The sequence below is a fragment of the Actinomadura sp. RB99 genome, assembly GCF_014706005.1.
Lineage (GTDB): Bacteria > Actinomycetota > Actinomycetes > Streptosporangiales > Streptosporangiaceae > Spirillospora.
This window is the reverse complement of the sequence record NZ_JABMCA010000021.1, coordinates 41,566-60,716: the sequence shown is the minus strand read 5'-3', so window position 1 is coordinate 60,716 and position 19,151 is coordinate 41,566. Positions and strand designations below refer to the sequence as shown.

The window sequence follows — 19,151 nt, the reverse complement described above, 5'->3', positions numbered from 1 at the left end:
GCCGGAATCATGTACTCCGGCAGCCGCCTACCAGCAAACTCACGCAATTCAGCGACAGAAGGCACACCGGAATCCGGATCGGCAGGCACCAACCACGCGACCAACTGCGGATCCTGCTCACCGGCCTCCGCAGTCCCCGCGTTTCCTCCGATGACGGCGACCGCGGCGGCGCTGATCTGGGGGTGAGCGGCCAGTACGGCCTCGACCTCGCCGGGCTCGATCCGGAACCCGCGCAGCTTGACCTGCTCATCGACCCGGCCCGCGAACTCCAGCACCTCGCCTGGACGCCACCGCGCCCGGTCTCCCGAGCGGTACAACCGCGACCCGTCACCCGCCAGCGGATCGGCGACGAACCGCTCGGCACTCAGCGCCGCACGCCCCGCATAACCCCACGCCAACCCCGCACCACCGATGAACAGTTCGCCGGTCATCCCGGCGAGCACAGGCTTGAGGCGCTTGTCCAGGACGTGCACCTGGACCCCGGGCAGCGGCGCTCCGATGGACACCACCCCGCCCGCAGCCGCGATCGCGGCCGGGTCCACCGGTCCTGCGGTCGCGCATACCGATGCCTCGGTCGGTCCGTAGGCGTTCACCACCACGCACTGGTCCGCCCACCGGGCCACCGCCTGCTCATCGACCCGCTCGCCCGCCAACACCAACGTCACCAAACCCGCGAACTCCGCCGGGTCGACCACACGCGCCACCGACGGCGGCAACGTCACCACACCCACACCGGCGGCAGCCACCAACGGCCCCAACCGGCCCACATCGATCCGGGCTTCCTCACCCACGATCACCAGACGCCCACCGTGCCCGAGCGTCACCCACACCTCCGACACCGCCGCGTCGAAGCTGAACGAGGCGAACCCGGCCACCACCGCACCCGGGTCAATCCCGAACACCGGGCCTTGGCCCGCCACCAGATTCGCGACACCACCGTGGTCGACCAGCACACCCTTCGGCCGACCCGTCGACCCCGACGTGTACATCACATACGCCAGGCCCTCGCCGGCCGCAGCGTCACGCACCGCCGGTGCGGACGCCAGAGCCGCCGCCGTCATCGGGTCATCGAGCTCGACTACCCGGACGCCCCGTCCCACCGGGACATCCCCCACCACCGACCCAACGCCCACCACAACACCGGCACCACTGTCAGCGAGCATGAAACCCAGCCGGTCCGCCGGATAACCCGGGTCCAACGGCACATACGCCGCACCCGCCAACCACACCCCCAACACCGCCGCCACCATCTCCACATCACGCGGCACACACAAACCCACCACCGACCCCGGACCAACCCCAAGGCCCTGCAGATAACCCGCCAAACGCCCCGCACGCCCCAACAACCAGCCATAAGTGACGCTTACGTCCCCGACCACCACCGCCACCGCATCCGCCCGCACCGCCGCCTGGCCCAGAACCATCGCGACCACGCCACTGCCGGCCTCTTCGTCCGCCTCGGACGGTTCGTCCTGCTCGCTCGGGGCGTCCATCGCCAGATCCGAGACCCACTGGCCCGCGTCGGTCGCGATGCTTTCCAGCAGCGCTCCCAGGTGAGCCGCCATGCGCGCCGCCGTGGCGGCGTCGAACAGGTCGGTGCTGTACTCGACCGCCCCGGTGAGGCCCGCGTCCCGTTCGGCCAGGATCAGCCGCAGGTCCGCTCGCGCGATCACGGCGGCGGGCATGGGGTCCGCGTTGGTGAGCGCGCTGACCCGGCGCTGCTCGTTCCGCTGGTCGCCCGGGGCGTCAACGGCGGTGTCATAGTTGAACAGCACCTGGAACAGCGGGGTGCGGGAGCGGTCGCGTTCGGTGACCAGCTCGTCGACGAGCTGCTCGAACGGCAGATCCTGATGGGCGTACGCCTCGAGGGCCATCTGCCGGACCCGCCCCAGCAGCTCGGCGAACGTCGGGTCGCCCGACAGGTCGCCCCGCATCACCAGGTTGTTCACGAAGTAGCCGATCAGCTCCTGGGTCTCGCCGCGCTCCCGGTTCGCCACCGGGGTGCCGATGACGATGTCGTCCTGGCCGGTGTAGCGGGCCAGCAGCACCATGAACGCCGCCAGCAGCGTCATGAACATCGTCGCGTCGCCGTCGTGCGCCACAGCACGCAGGCCCTCGGTCACCTCCGCGGGGACCGTGAACTCGACGACCGCCCCCGACGTGGAGCGGACCGGCGGGCGGGCCCGGTCGGCCGGCACGTCCAGCACCGGCAGCCCGGCCAGCTGCTCCCGCCAGTAGGCCAGCTGGGATTCCAGCACCTCGCCGGTCAGCCACTGCCGCTGCCAGACGGCGAAGTCGGCGTACTGCACGGGCAGCGGCGGCAGCGGATCCGGCTCTCCCGCGCTGAACGCGGTCTGCAGCGCCGTGAGCTCGGACTGCAGAACGCGCCCGGACCATTCGTCGAAGGCGGCGTGGTGCACGCACAGCACCAGCAGTCGCCGGCCGGCGCCCAGCAGTGCCAGGAAAGCGCGGATCACCGGTCCGGCGGCCAGGTCGAACGGCGTGGCCGCGTCGGTGGCGATCAGCTTCTCCAGCGCCCGCCTCGGGTGTGCCGCGCCGGACACGTCGACGACGGGCAGCGGGAAGAGGGCCGGCGGGTCGATGACCTGGTACGGGACGCCGTCCTGGCCGGCGAGCAGCCTGGTGCGCAGCACTTCGTGCCGCCGCGTCACCGCCGACAGCGCCGCTTGCAGCGCGGCGGCGTCCACCGCCGCCGGCAGCCGCAGCGGCATGGGCACGTTGTACTCGGCCGATCCGGGTTCGAGCTGGTCGGCGAACCAGAGCCGCTGCTGGCCGAACGACAGGGGGAGCTGCTGATCGCGTGAGACGGGGACCACGGGCGGGACCGCCATTCCGGTGGTGGTTTCTTCGATCACGGCGCCCAGGCGACGGATCGTGGGCTGATCGAAGAGGGTGGCGACTTTGATGTCGGTGCCGAACACCTCCCGGACCCGGGAGATGATCTGGACGAGCAGGAGCGAGTTCCCGCCCAGTTCGAAGAGGCTGTCGGTGGCGCTGATCGGGCTGATGCCGAGCACCTGCTCCCAGATCCCCGCCAGAAGTTCTTCCAGCTCGCCGCGCGGCGGGTTGTAACCGGTCGCTCCCTCGGGGCGCCCGGTGTCGGGTGCGGGCAGCGCTGCGCGGTCCAGCTTCCCGTTGCGGGTCAACGGAAGATGGGTGATCTCGGTGAAGTAGGCGGGGATCATGAACTCCGGCAACCGCCCGCCGACGAACTCGCGCAACTCGGCGGTGGCGGGGATGCCGGTGTCGGGGTCGGCGGGGACCAGCCACGCCGCCAACTGCGGGCCCTGCTCTGCGTTGCCCGTGGTGTCTGTGGTGACGGCTACTGCGGCGGCGCCGATGTGGGGGTGAGCGGTCAGTACGGCCTCGACCTCGCCGGGCTCGATCCGGAACCCGCGCAGCTTGACCTGCCCATCGACCCGGCCGAGGAACTCCAGCACGCCGCCCGGACGCCACCGCGCCCGGTCGCCCGAGCGATACAACCGCGAACCGTCACCCGCCAGCGGATCGGCGACGAACCGCTCGGCGGTCAGCGCCGCCCGCCCCGCATAACCCCACGCCAACCCCAGACCACCGATGAACAACTCACCCGCCACACCCATCGGCACTGGGTTCAGTCGCTCATCCAGCACGTGCACCCGCACACCCGGCAGCGGTGCCCCGATCGGCACCACACTCGCGGCCGGATCCACCGGTCCAACGGTCGCGCACACCGATGCCTCGGTCGGCCCGTAGGCGTTCACCACCACGCACTGGTCCGCCCACCGGGCCACCACCTGCTCGTCGACCCGCTCGCCCGCCAACACCAACGTCGCCAAACCCGCGAACTCGGCCGGGTCGACCAGCCGCGCCACCGACGGCGGCAACGTCACCACTCCGACACCCGCCGCAGCCAGCACCTGCGCCAGCCGCGCGGTATCCACCCGCTCGTCCTCACCCACGATCACCAGACGCCCACCGTGCCCGAGCGTCACCCACACCTCCGACACCGCCGCGTCGAAACTGAACGAGGCGAAACCCGCCACCACCACACCCGGAGTGATCCCGAACACCGGACCCTGACCCGCCACCAGATTCGCGACACCACCGTGGCCGACCAGCACACCCTTCGGCCGACCCGTCGACCCCGACGTGTACATCACATACGCCAACCCAGCGCCGGCCGCACCGTCCCCGACCAGCGAGGATCCGGTGATCGCCGCCGCCGTCGCCGGGTCGTCCAAGACCACCCGCTCCAGCCCGGACGACACCGTCCCGAGCACAGCCGCCGACTCCGCCGTCCCCACCACGACGCTGGCGCCGCTGTCGGCGAGCATGAAACCGAGCCGGTCCGCCGGGTATCCCGGGTCCAACGGCACATACGCCGCACCCGCCAACCACACACCCAGTACGCCAACCACCATCTCCACACCGCGCGGCACGCAGAGCCCCACCACCGACCCCGCACCGACACCCAGCCCCTGCAAATAGCCCGCCAAGCGGCCCGCCCGCTCCATGAGCGACCCGTAGGTGACACAGGCGTCACCCACCACCACGGCCACCGAGTCCGCCCGCACCTCGACCTGAGCCGCGACCAAGGCCGCCACATCGGCGACGCCACCGTCGCCATCGGCTTCGACGCCGATTCCCCAGCTCAGCAGCTCCTCCCGCTCCGCGGCCGACACCACCGGCAGCTCCGACAACCGCCGCTCGCCGCCGCCGGCGGCGACCCCCTCCAGCAACACCGCCAGATGACCCGCCAGCCGGGCCACGGTGGGGGCGTCGAACAGGGTGGTGCTGTACTGAATCCCCGCCACCAGGCCGCCGTCATGGCCTTCGCCCACCGTCACCACCAGGTCGGTCCGCACCGGCAACCCACCGGTGACCGCACCGGAGTCACCGGTGTTGCCCGCCCAGTGCGATACGCCGCCGCCGTCCGCGGGGTCCTGGGCGATGTAGCTGAACGCCACCTGGAAGAGGGGGGTGCGGGACTGGTCCCGGTCGGTGACCAGCTCGTCGACGAGTTGCTCGAACGGCAGATCCTGGTTCGCGTACGCCGCCAACGCCACCTGCCGCACCTGCCGCAGCAACCCACCGAACGACGGATCGCCCGACAGGTCCGCCCGCATCACCAGCGTGTTCACGAAGAACCCGATCAGACCCTCGGTCTCGGCCCGATCCCGGTTCGCCACCGGCGTCCCCACCACGACATCGTCCTGACCGGCGTAGCGCCCCAGCAGCACCATGAACGCCGACAGCACCGTCATGAACATCGTCGCGCCGCCCTCGCGCGCCACCGCGCGCAGGCCCTCGGCCACTTCGGGCGGGATCTCGTGCCGCATCGCCGCTCCGGCGGATGACCGCACCGGCGGCCGCGGCCGATCGGTGGGCAGGTCCAGCACCGGAGCGTCCGCCAGCTGCTCGCGCCAGTACGCCAACTGCCCTTCCAGCACCTGACCAGTCAGCCATTGACGCTGCCACACCGCGAAATCCGCATACTGCACCGGCAACGCCGGCAACGGATCCGCCTCACCACGCCGGAACGCCTCATACAGCGCCGCCAGCTCACGCCGGAAAATCCCCGCCGACCATTCATCGAAGACGATGTGATGCACCGACAGCACCAGCACGTTGCGGCCCTTGCCTACCCGGACCAGGCAGGCCCGGATCAGCGGCCCCGCGGCCAGGTCGAACGGCTCCGCCTCGTCCGCCACCACCAGCGCTTCCGCCGCCTGCCGCGGATCCGCCGCCCCCGACACGTCCACCACCGGCAGCCGGATCCGCGACGGCGGGTCGATCACCTGGAACGGCACCCCGTCCTCGCCCGCCACCAGCCGCGTCCGCAGCACCTCATGCCGCTCGACCAGCGCCGACAGCGCCGCCCCCAGCGCGTGGACGGCCACCCCGCCCATCGCCAGTGGCATCGGCATGTTGTACTCGACCGACCCGGGGTCCATCTGATCGACGAGCCAGAGGCGCTGCTGCGCGAACGAGAGCGGCAGCCGCTCCGTCCGGTCCGCCGGTTCGACGTGCGGTGCCGGGATCCCGGTGCCGGGTCCCGCGATGACGTTCGCGAGGCCCGCCACCGTCGGGTGATCGAACAGCGCGGCCACCGGCACTTCCGCGCCGAACACGTCGCGGATCCGCGATATCACCTGGACGGCCAGCAGCGAGTGCCCGCCGAGATCGAAGAAGTCGTCGTCCGCTCCGACCTGGCCGACGCCCAGGATCTCGGCCCAGACTCCGGCCAGCAGCTCTTCACCCGGAGTGGCCGGGGCGCGGAACTCACCGGCTGGGGCCGTCCGTCCGGTGCCCGGAGCCGGGAGGGCGGCCCGGTCGGTCTTCCCCGCGGGGGTCAGCGGCACGGCCGCGATCTCGGTGTAGAACGCGGGGATCATGTACTCCGGCAGGTGCTCCCGCAGGCGCTCCCGCAGTTCGCCGGCCGCCGGGATGCCAGCGCTCGCGTCGGCGGGGACGAGCCAGGCGGCCAGTCGCGCCCGCGCGCCCTCGCCGGTCACCGCCACCACCGCAGACCGGACCCCCGGGTGGCCGGAGATCAGGGCCTCCACCTCGCCCAGTTCGACGCGGAAACCGCGCAGCTTCACCTGCTGGTCGATCCGGCCGAGGTACTCGAGCCGCCCGTCCACCCGCCGGCGTGCCAGGTCACCGGTCCGGTACAGCCGCGACCCGTCGGCCGCGAACGGGTCGGCGACGAACCGTTCCGCGGTCAGCCCCGGTCGCGCGTGGTACCCGCGGGCCACGCCGGCGCCCGCGATCAGCAGCTCGCCCGCCGCTCCCACCGGAACCGGGTTCAGGAACGGGTCGACCACGTACATGCGCGTGTTGCCGACGGGACCTCCCAGCGTGACCGCCGCCTGGTCGGTGATCTGCCGGCAGGCCGACCAGATGGTGGTCTCGGTCGGCCCGTACATGTTCCACAGCTCCGCGACCCGGGGCAGCAGCCATCCCGCCAGCCCCGCCGGCAGCGCCTCCCCGCCGCACAGCGCGCGCAGGCCCGCCGAACCGGCCCAGCCGTTCTCGGCGAGCAGCCGCCACGTGGCCGGGGTCGCCTGCATCACCGTCACGCCCCGCCGGTCGATCTCCGCCGCGAGCGCCTCCGCCGACACGGCCGTCCCCGGCTCCGCGACCACGACGCGTGCCCCCGTCACCAGCGGCAGCCACAGCTCGAGCCCGGCGATGTCGAAGCCGAAGGTCGTGACCGCCAGCAGGACGTCGTCCGCCGCGAGGCCGGGCCGCCGCGCCATCGTCAGCAGCAGGTTCATCAAGTTCTGCTGCGATACGGACACTCCCTTCGGCACCCCGGTCGACCCGGACGTGTAGATCATGTAGGCCTGCCGTCCCGGCGCCTGCGGCGACCGCGGCGCCGCGTCCGCCGGCTGCTCCAGGTCCGGGCTCGTCCGCGTGTCATCCAGCCACAGCGCCGGTACGCCCGCGGGCAGGTGCCCGTCCGCCGGTCGCCGATCCGTCGCGCCCCGGTGCCCGACGAACACCCGCGCTCCGCTGTCGGCGAGCATGAACGCCAGCCGGGCGGGCGGATACCCGGGATCGAGCGGCAGATACGCCGCCCCCGCCAGCCACGTCGCGAGCCCGGCCAGGACCATGTCGGTGCCGCGTTCGAGGCACAGCGCCACCACTGACTCCGGCCCGGCGCCCATCCGGCGCAGCGTCCCCGCGAGCCGACCTGCACGCAGCACCAATCCGGCATAGGTCAGGTGCGTGTCACCGACGGTCACGGCGACCGCGTCCGGGGATTCGGCGGCCTGTTCGAGAATCAGGTCCACCACACTCGGCACCGAGGGCGTGCGCATCTCGGTGTCGTTCCAGCTCTCGAGAAGTCGCTGCCGCTCGTCCGCTGGAAGCAGCTGCATGCTGCTCGTCCGTGCGTGCGGGTTCGCCGCGACGGCGTCCAGCACCGCGGTCAGGTATCCGGCGAGCCGCTGTATCCGGTCGGCATCGAAGAGCGCGGTGCTGTAGAGAAGTGAACCGGACAGACCGCCGTCGTGTTCTTCCGCCAGGTTCAGTTCCAGATCGCACCTGAGCGGCAGCGATACCTCCGGCCCGTCCGCCGCCGGCTGCCGGCCGCCTTCCGTCCCGGCATTTCCTTCCGCCCCACGGGTGGTGTCGTAGTTGAAGAGGGTTTGGAAGAGGGGGGTGCGGGAGCGGTCTCGTTGGGTGACCAGTTCGTCGACGAGTTGTTCGAAGGGCAGGTCTTGGTGGGCGTAGGCGGCCAGGGCGGTGGTTCTGAGCTGCTGTAGCAGTTCTGCGAAGGTGGGGTCGTCGGTGAGGTCGGTGCGGATGACCAGGGTGTTGACGAAGTAGCCGATGAGGTTCTCGGTTTCGGCGCGGTTGCGGTTGGCGATGGGTGTGCCGATCGGGATGTCGTGCTGGCTGGTGTAGCGGCCGAGCAGGACGGCGAACGCGGCCATCGTCGTCATGAACATCGTGGCGCCGTGTTCACGGGCGAGCTGCCGCAACTGCTCGACGGTGCCAGCGGGGACGGTGAATCGGACGGCTGCTCCGGTGGTGGTGCGGATGGCGGGGCGGGGCCGGTCGGTGGGCAGGTCCAGGGTGGGTAGTGCGGCGAGTTGGTCACGCCAGTAGGCCAGTTGGGTTTCCAGGACGGTTCCGCTGAGCCAGGTGCGTTGCCAGAGGGCGTAGTCGGCGTACTGGACCGGCAGCGGCGGCAGCGGATCGGGCTCACCGGCACCGATCGCGGTATGCAGGGCGCGTAGTTCGCGGCGCAGGATCAGGGCTGACCATTCGTCGAAGGCGGCGTGGTGCACCGACAGCACCAGCAGATGCCGGTCGGTGCCGACCCGGGCGAGGCAGGCGCGGATGACCGGGCCGGCGGCCAGGTCGAAGGGTTCGGCGGCGTCCGCGACCACCAGGGCTTCCACTGCGCGTCGGGGATCGGCGGCGCCCGACACATCGACCACCGGCAGCGGGAACGGTGATGGCGGGTCGATCACCTGGTACGGGACTCCGTCGTGGCCGGCGACCAGCCGGGTCCGCAGCACCTCATGCCGTCGGGTCAGCGCACCCAGCGCCTCCCCCAGCGCGGCCACATCGACCTCACCGCCCAGCCCGACCGGGACCGGCACGTTGTACTCCACCGACCCCGGCTCCATCTGATCCAGGAACCACAACCGCTGCTGCGCGAACGACAACGCCAACCGTTCGTCCCGCGGCACCGGAACGACCGCAGGAACGTTCACTCGGTCAGCACCATCGACGACGTCCGCCAGCTCCGCCACCGTCGGGTGGTCGAACAGCGCCGCCACCGGCACCTCGACCCCCAGCACTTCGCGGACGCGCGAGATGACCTGGGTGGCCAGGAGTGAATGGCCGCCCAGCTCGAAGAAGTTGTCATCGGCGCCGACCCGCTCGACCTCCAGCACCAGCGCCCAGATCCCCGCCAGCAACTCCTGGGTCGCGGTGGCCGGAGCCTTGAACACACCCACGTCAGGACGCGACACATCCGGCGCCGGCAGCGCCGACCGGTCCACCTTCCCGTTCGGCGACAACGGCAACGCCGCCACCTCGGTGAACACCGACGGCACCATGAACTCCGGCAGCCGCCCGGATACGTACTCCCGCAGCTCTCCCGACGCCGGAATTCCCACGCCGGGATCCGCAGGGACGAGCCAGGCCGCCAGCCGCGCTCCCGCCTCATCGCCCGCGACGGCCACTGCCGCCGCAGCCACGGCGGGATGCGAATGCAGTACCGCTTCGACTTCGCCGGGTTCGATCCGGAATCCGCGTACCTTGACCTGCTCGTCGGCACGGCCCAGGAATTCCAGCTGCCCACCCGGGCGCCACCGCCCCCGATCCCCGGTCCGATAAAGCCGTGAACCATCACCGGCAAACGGATCCGCCACGAACCGCTCCGCCGTCAACGCGGGACGACCGCCATACCCGCGCGCCACCCCCACGCCACCAATGAACACCTCACCTGTCACCCCTACGGCAACCGGTCCCATGTACCGATCGAGCACATACACCCGCGCCCCCGGCAATGGCCCGCCCACCGGCACCGGCCCGTCCATCTCTGCCAGCCCCTCCAGCGGGCTGTAGGTCGAGTCGATCGTTGCTTCGGTGACGCCGTAGGCCGTCAGCACCCGCACGCCGTCTCCCAGCGCAGCGCGCGCCCGCGCCACCCCGGAAACCCGCCATACGTCCGTCGTCACCACCAGCAAACGCAACCCCGGCAACCGCACTCCCGCCGCACCGACGAGATCCGCCAGCTGATCGGCATAACGCGGCGCACACTCCAACGCCCCCACCCGCTCCGCCGCCAACAACCCCGCCCAATCCCGCACCGACAACACCACACCCGGATCACCCAAAACCAACACCCCACCCGAACCCAACGCCCGCACCACATCACCGGTGAACACATCGAAACTCATGCTCGCCACCGACAACCACCGCAACCGCTCACCACCGAAATGCGCCACCTCCCAACCCCCGAACACCCCCGCCAACGACCCATGCGTCACCAACGCACCCTTCGGCCGCCCCGTCGACCCCGACGTATAAATCACCGCCGCCAACCCGTCGCCATTAACCCCGCCTGCTGGAATTCCGGCCTCGCCCCGGTCGATCTCCGCCGCCACCTCCGGGTCATCCAGCCACACCGCCTGTGCGGCACCTCCCGCCACCACGCCGGACACCGCGTCCGCCACCGCTCGATGCCCGAGCACCACTTCCGCCCCAGCGTCAGCGACCATGAACTTGAGCCGCTCCGCCGGATATCCCGGGTCCAGCGGCAGATACGCCGCGTCCGCCAGCCAGGCGCCCAGAACGGCCACCACCATTTCCGCGCCTCGCTCGACGCAGATCCCCACCACCGACTCCGCACCAATCCCCAGCCCCCGCAGATAACCGGCCAGTTTCGCCGCGCGTGCCACCAGGCCCCCGTAAGTCACGCAGACGCCGTCAGCCACCACCGCGACCGCGTCCGGGCACTCCACCGACCACCGCAGAACCCGACCCACAACCCCCTCCGCCGGCACCGGCGCCACCGCCCCATTCCACCCCGACACCACCCGCTCCCGCTCCCGCGACGTCAACACCGGCAACCGCGACAACCGCACACCCGGATCCACCGCAACCGCCTCCAACAACACCCCCAAATGCGTCGTCATCCGCCGAACCGTCGACCCATCGAACAACGCCGAGCTGTACTCCAAACCCCCCGCCAAACCACCCGAACCACCATCAGCCACCGTCAACGTCAAATCACACAACGCCACCCGCGGCGCCGCACCAGCCAACACACCACGACCATCCTCCTGGTCGTTCTCTTCACCGTTCTCCTCGCCACCCAGGAGCCCTTCGCCGCCCCCGGTCACGTAATTGAAGAACACCTCGAACAACGGCGTCCGCGACCGGTCCCGCTCCGTCACCAGCTCATCGACCAACCGCTCGAACGGCACGTCCTGATGCGCATACGCCTCCAACGCCACCCGACGCACCCGCCCCAACAACTCCACAAACGACGGATCCCCCGACAAATCCACCCGCAACACCAACGTATTAACGAAGAACCCGATCAACCCCTCGGTCTCCGCCCGACCACGCCCCGCCACCGGCGTCCCCACCACCACATCGTCCTGACCGCCATACCGCCCCAACAGCACCATGAACGCCGCCAACACCGTCATGAACATCGTCGCGCCACTCTCACGCGCCACCACGCGCAAACCCTCAGCCACCTCACCCGACACCGGGAAACCCGCCACCGCACCCACCGACGACCGCACCACCGGACGCGGACGATCCACCGGCAACTCCAACACCGGCACCCCAGCCAACCGCTCCCGCCAAAACGCCAACTGACCCTCTAGAACAGCGCTGGTCAGCCACTGTCGCTGCCACACCGCGAAGTCCGCGTACTGCACCGGCAGCGGGGATAGCGGATCCGGCTCGCCGCGCCGGAACGCCTCGTACAGCGCGGCCAATTCGCGATGGAAGATCCCGGCCGACCATTCGTCAAAGACGACGTGGTGCACCGTCAGGATCAGCACGTGCTCGTCGCCGGACAGCCGCACCAGGCACGCGCGGATCAGCGGCCCGGCCGCCAGGTCGAACGGCTCCACCGCATCCGCGCCGACCAGCAGGCCCGCCGCCTCGCGTGGGTCGGCAGCAGCGGACACGTCTACCACCGGCAGCCGGAACGGCGACGGCGGATCGATCACCTGGAACGCCACCCCGTCCTCACCCGCCACCAGCCGCGTCCGCAACACCTCATGCCGCCGCACCACCGCCGACAACGCCGCACCCAGCGCCGCTACATCCACCGCCGGCAACCGCAGCGGCATCGGCGCGTTGTACTCCACCGACCCCGGCTCCAGGACGTCCAGGAACCAGAGCCGCTGCTGCGCGAACGACAACGGCAGCCGCCCGTCCCGCCCCACCGGAACCACCCCGGGGACCGGCACACCGGACGCGGTGCCCTCGACCACCTCGGCGAGGCCCGCCACGGTCGGGTGATCGAACAGCGCCGACACCGGCACTTCCGTGCCGAACACGTCCCGGACCCGCGAGATCACCTGCGTCGCCAGCAGCGAGTGACCGCCCAGCTCGAAGAAGTTGTCGGTGGCCCCGACCCGCTCCACTCCCAGGACCTGCTCCCAGATCCCCGCCAGCAGCTCCTGCGCCGGAGTGGCCGGCGCGGTGAATCCGCCGAGGTCGGGCCGGGCCGTGTCGGGTGCGGGCAGGGCCGCGCGGTCGAGTTTCCCGTTGCGGGTCAGCGGCAGTTGGGTGATCTCGGTGAAGTGGGCGGGGATCATGAATTCGGGGAGCCGCCTGCCGGCGAACTCGCGCAGCTCGGCAGCGGTGGGGATACCGGTGTCGGGGTCGCCGGGGACCAGCCACGCCGCCAGCTGCGGGTCCTGGCCTTCGGTGACGGCCACCGCGGCGGCGCTGACGTGGGGGTGGGCGGTCAGGACGGCCTCGACCTCGCCGGGCTCGATCCGGAACCCCCGTACCTTGACCTGCTCGTCGATCCGGCCGAGGAACTCCAGCACGCCGCCCGGACGCCACCGTGCCCGGTCGCCTGAGCGGTACAACCGAGACCCGTCACCGGCCAGCGGGTCGGCGACGAACCGCTCGGCGGTCAGCGCCGCGCGTCCCGCATAACCCCACGCCAACCCCAGGCCACCGATGAACAGTTCACCGGCCACGCCTAGCGGCATTGGGCTCAACTGCTCGTCCAGCACATGCACCCGCAGGCCCGGCAGCGGGGTCCCGATCGGCACCACGCCACCCGCAGCCGCAATCGCAGCCGGATCCACCGGCCCAGCGGTCGCGCACACTGATGCCTCGGTCGGTCCGTAGGCGTTCACCACCACGCAGCGGTCCGCCCATCGGGCCACCAGATGCCCGTCAGCCCGCTCGCCCGCCAACACCAACGTCGCCAAACCCGCGAACTGAGCCGGGTCGACCACACGCGCCACCGACGGCGGCAACGTCACCACTCCGACCCCCGCCGCAGCCAACACCTGCGCTAGCCGCGCGGTGTCCACCCGCTCGTCCTCACCCACGATCACCAGCCGTCCGCCGCGACCGAGGGTCACCCACACCTCTGAGACCGCGGCATCGAAGCTGAACGAGGCGAACCCCGCCACCACCACACCCGGAGTGATTCCGAACACCGGGCCTTGGCCCGCCACCAGATTCGCGACACCACCGTGGCCGACCAGCACACCCTTCGGCCGACCCGTCGACCCCGACGTGTACATCACGTACGCCAGGCCCTCACCAGCCGCAGCATCACGCGTCACCGGGGATGCCGCTATCGCCGCCGCCGTCATCGGGTCGTCCAGCTCTACTACCCGGACGCCCCGTCCCACCGGCATCTCCGCCACCAGCGACTCGGCGCCCACAACGACGGCGGCACCGCTGTCGGCGAGCATGTAACCGAGCCGGTCCGCCGGGTATCCCGGGTCCAACGGCACGTACGCCGCCCCGGCCAGCCACACGCCCAGTACGCCGACCACCATCTCCACTTCGCGGGACACGCAAAGCCCCACCACCGAACCCCGGCCGACGCCTAGTCCCCGCAGGTAACCCGCCAGCCGAGCCGCGCTCTCCACCAGCCGGCCGTAGGTCATGGACACGTCGCCGACCACGACCGCCACCGCGTCCGCCCGCACCTCGGCGTGGCCCAGGACCAAGCCGACCACGCCGTCCATGCCGTCGACCGCGACCTCGGCACCCGTGCCACTGCCGACCCCGGCCTCGACGCCCACGGCCCAGCGCAGCAACTCCTCCCGCTCCGCCGCCGACACCACCGGCAGCTCCGACAGCCGCCGAAGTCCGCCACCGTCAGCGATCCCCTCCAGCAGCGCGCCGAAGTGACCCACCAGCCGCGCTATCGAGTCCCGATCGAACAACCCCGTGCTGTACTCGACCGCACCCGCCAACCCGCCGCCCCGCTCCACCAGCACCAATCGCACATCCGTCTGCGCCACCACGTCCCCATCCACGTCATCCGTGTTCTGGCGTGCGACAGCGCCCTCACCCGCCTGGGGACGGCTCCCGTTCGCGGCTGTATCGGCTCCGCCGCCGACGCCAGCGGTGGTGTCGTAGTTGAAGAGGGTTTGGAAGAGGGGGGTGCGGGAGCGGTCTCGTTGGGTGACCAGTTCGTCGACGAGTTGTTCGAAGGGCAGGTCTTGGTGGGCGTAGGCGGCCAGGGCGGTGGCCCTGAGCCGTTCCAGTAGTTCTGCGAAGGTGGGGTCGTCGGTCAGGTCGGTACGGATGACCAGGGTGTTGACGAAGTAGCCGATGAGGTTCTCGGTTTCGGCGCGGTTGCGGTTGGCGATCGGTGTGCCGATCGGGATGTCGTGCTGGCTGGTGTAGCGGCCGAGCAGGACGGCGAACGCGGCCATCGTCGTCATGAACATCGTGGCGCCGTGGTCACGGGCGAGTTGCCGCAACTGCTCGACAGTGGGAGCGGGGACGGTGAATCGGACCGCTGCTCCGTTGGTGGTGCGGATGGCGGGGCGGGGCCGGTCGGTGGGCAGGTCCAGCGTCGGCAGTGCGGCGAGTTGGTCACGCCAATAGGCGAGTTGGGTTTCCAGGACGGTTCCGCTGAGCCAGGTGCGTTGCCAGAGGGCGTAGTCGGCGTACTGCACCGGCAGCGGCGGCAGCGGAGCGGGCTCACCGGCACCCAACGCGGTATGCAGGGCGCGCAGTTCGCGGCGCAGGATCAGGGCTGACCATTCGTCGAAGGCGGCGTGGTGCACCGACAGCACCAGCAGATGCCGGTCGGTGCCGACCCGGGCGAGGCAGGCGCGGATGACCGGGCCGGCGGCCAGGTCGAAGGGTTCGGCGGCGTCCGCCATCACCAGCGCTTCCGCCGCGCGTCGGGGATCGGCGGCACCCGACACATCGACCACCGGCAGCGGGAACGGTGATGGTGGATCGATCACCTGGTACGGGACCCCGTCGTGGCCGGCGACCAGCCGGGTCCGCAGCACCTCATGACGGCGAGTCAGCGCACCCAGCGCCGCCCCCAACGCGGCCACATCCACTCCACCGCCCAGACCGACCGGGACCGGCACGTTGTACTCCACCGACCCCGGCTCCATCTGATCCAAGAACCACAACCGCTGCTGCGCAAACGACAACGGCAGGCGCTGGTCCCGCCCGGCGGGCTCTACCGGTGGCACCGGCACTTCCGCGCTGGGACCCTCGACGACGTCCGCCAATCCGGCCACCGTCGGGTGGTCGAACAACGCGGCCACCGGCACCTCCGTGCCGAACACTTCGCGGACGCGTGAGATGACCTGGGTGGCCAGGAGTGAATGGCCGCCCAGCTCGAAGAAGTTGTCATCGGCGCCGACCCGCTCGACCTCCAGCACCAGCGCCCAGATCCCCGCCAGCAACTCCTGGGTCGCGGTGGCCGGAGCCGTGAACACACCCACATCAGGACGCGAGACATCCGGCGCCGGCAGCGCCGACCGGTCCACCTTCCCGTTCGGCGACAACGGCAACGCCGCCACCTCGGTGTACACCGACGGCACCATGAACTCCGGCACCCGCTCAGCCAGATGCCCGCGCAACTCACTCACCGTCGGGATACCGGCGGCAGGGTCGGTCGGCACCAGCCACGCCGCCAACCTTGTGTGTTCCTGCACCCCCCAGACTCCAACCACTGCGGCGGACACTGCCGGATGCGATTCCAATAGCGCTTCGACTTCGCCGGGCTCGATCCGGAATCCGCGCACCTTGACCTGCTCGTCGGCACGGCCCAGGAACTCCAACTGCCCACCCGGGCGCCAGCGCCCCCGGTCGCCGGTCCGATAAAGCCGCGAGCCATCACCGGCAAACGGATCCGCCACGAACCGCTCGGCCGTCAACGCGGGACGACCGCCATACCCGCGCGCCACCCCCACGCCACCGATGAACACCTCACCGGCCACTCCCACCGCCACCGGCCCCATGTACCGATCGAGCACATACACCCGGACGCCCGGCAACGGCCCGCCCACCGGCACCGGTCCATCAAGCGCCTGGCCGTCCGGCGCCTGGCCGACCCCATCCAGCGGGCTATACGTGGAATCGATCGTTGCCTCGGTGACGCCATAAGCCGTCAAAATTCGCACGCCATCACCCAGCGCAGCGCGCGCCCGCGCTACCCCGGAAACGCGCCACACGTCCGTCGTCACCACCAGCAAACGCAGCCCCGGCAACCGCACTACCGCCTCACCGACGAGATCCGCCAACTGATCGGCATAACGCGGCGCGCATTCCAACGCCCCCACCCGCTCCGCCGCCAGCAGCCCCGCCCAATCCCGCACCGACAACACCACACCCGGATCACCCAAAATCAACGTCCCGCCCGAACCCAACGCCCGCACCACATCACCGGTGAACACATCGAAACTCATGCTCGCCACCGACAACCACCGCAACCGCTCACCACCGAAATGCGCCACCTCCCAACCCCCGAACACCCCTGCCAACGACCCATGCGTCACCAACGCACCCTTAGGCCGCCCCGTCGACCCCGACGTATAAATCACCGCCGCCAAACCAGCCGCACTTGCCGCGCCATCACGCACCGCGGGCGATTCCGCCACGGCCGCGATCGTCGCCGGGTCATCCAGCACCACCCGGTTCATCGCGGACGGCACCGCCGCCAATGCGGCCGCCGGTTCCGTCATCGTCACCACGACGTCGGCGCCGCTGTCGGCCAGCATGAATTCCAGCCGGTCCGCCGGATACTCCGGGTCCAGCGGTACGTAGGCACCTCCGGCCAGCCAGGCGCCCAGAACGGCCACCACCATTTCTGCGCCACGCTCGACACAGATCCCCACCACCGACTCCGCACCGACACCAAGCCCCCGCAGATAACCCGCCAACTTCGCCGCGCGCGCCACCAGGCCCCCGTAAGTCACGCAGACGCCATCAGCCACCACCGCGACCGCGTCCGGGCACTCCACCGACCACCGCAGAACCCGACCCACAACCCCCTCCGCCGGCACCGGCGCCACCGCCCGATTCCACCCCGACACCACCCGCTCCCGCTCCCGCGACGTCAACACCGGCAACCGCGACAACCGCACACCCGGATCCACCGCAACCGCCTCCAACAACACCCCCAAATGCGTCGTCATCCGCCGAACCGTCGACCCATCGAACAACGCCGCGCTGTACTCCAAACCCCCCGCCAACCCACCCGAACCACCATCAGCCACCGTCAACGTCAAATCACACAACGCCACCCGCGGTGCCGCACCAGCCAACACACCACGACCATTCCCCCCGCGATCAGCATGACCATTGGCCCGGCCGTTTGTGCGACCGTCCACTTCACCGCCCAGGAGCCCCTCGCCGCCGCCGGTCACGTAATTGAAGAACACCTCGAACAACGGCGTCCGCGACCGATCCCGCTCCGACACCAGCTCATCGACCAACCGCTCAAAAGGCACATCCTGATGCGCATACGCCTCCAACGCCACCCGGCGCACCCGCCCCAACAACTCCACAAACGACGGATCCCCCGACAAATCCACCCGCAACACCAACGTATTAACGAAAAACCCGATCAACCCCTCGGTCTCCGCCCGACCACGCCCCGCCACCGGCGTCCCCACCACCACATCGTCCTGACCCCCATACCGCCCCAACAGCACCATGAACGCCGCCAACACCGTCATGAACATCGTCGCGCCACTCTCACGCGCCACCACGCGCAAACCCTCGGCCACCTCACCCGACACCGGGAAACCCGCCACCGCACCCGCAGACGACCGCACCACCGGACGCGGACGATCCACCGGCAACTCCAACACCGGCACCCCAGCCAACCGCTCCCGCCAAAACGCCAACTGCTCTTCCAGGACCTCACCCGACAGCCACCGGCGCTGCCAGACCGCGAAGTCCGCATACTGCACCGGCAATTCCGGCAACGGATCCGGCTCGCCCCGCCGGAACGCCTCGTACAACGCGGACAGCTCGCGCCGCAGAATGCGGCCCGACCATTCGTCGCTCACCACGTGATGCAGCGACAGCACCAGCACGTGCTCTTCACCCGACATCCGCACCAGGAAGCCGCGGATCAGCGGCCCCATGGCCAGGTCGAACGGCTCCGCCGCGTCCGACCCCACCAGTGCACCCGCCGTCCCGCGCGGATCCGCCGAAGAGGCCACGTCCACCACCGGCAGCCAGAACCGCGACGGCGGATCGATCACCTGGAACGGCACCCCGTCCTCACCCGCCACCAGCCGCGTCCGCAGCACCTCATGCCGTCCCACCACCGCCGACAGCGCCGCCGACAACGCGCCCACGTCCACCGCGCCCAGCCACACCGGCAGCGAGACGTTGTACTCCACCGATTCCGGCTCCAGTTGCCCCAGGAACCACAGCCGCTGCTGCGCGAACGACAACGGCAGCCGCTCGTCCCGCGCCACCGGGACCACCCCGGGGACGCGGCCGGCGCCGCCGTCGGCCTGCCGCTGCTCCAGGAGCCCGACGATCTCCTCCCGGTAGTCCTCCAGTCGTGCCCGGAGGTCCTCGGTCAGCACGTCCCGGGGCGCCTTGACGCGCAGGCGCCCGCCCGCGATCTGCAGGCGCACCCCGCGCTCTCGCAGGTTCTCGAGGAATTCCTCGGCTGACAT

The 19,151-nt window shown here is 70.6% G+C and carries 1 protein-coding gene (running past one end of the window); it reads right to left on the bottom strand.

Translation table 11 applies throughout. The features are described 5' to 3' along the window. Positions 1–19,151 carry the 5' portion of a non-ribosomal peptide synthase/polyketide synthase gene (locus amrb99_RS20380; RefSeq protein ID WP_190858212.1) on the bottom strand. Its footprint begins 10,735 nt before the window's first position, so 19,151 of the gene's 29,886 nt are visible here — the first part of the coding sequence; it begins with the start codon at positions 19,149–19,151; the stop codon falls past the left edge of the window.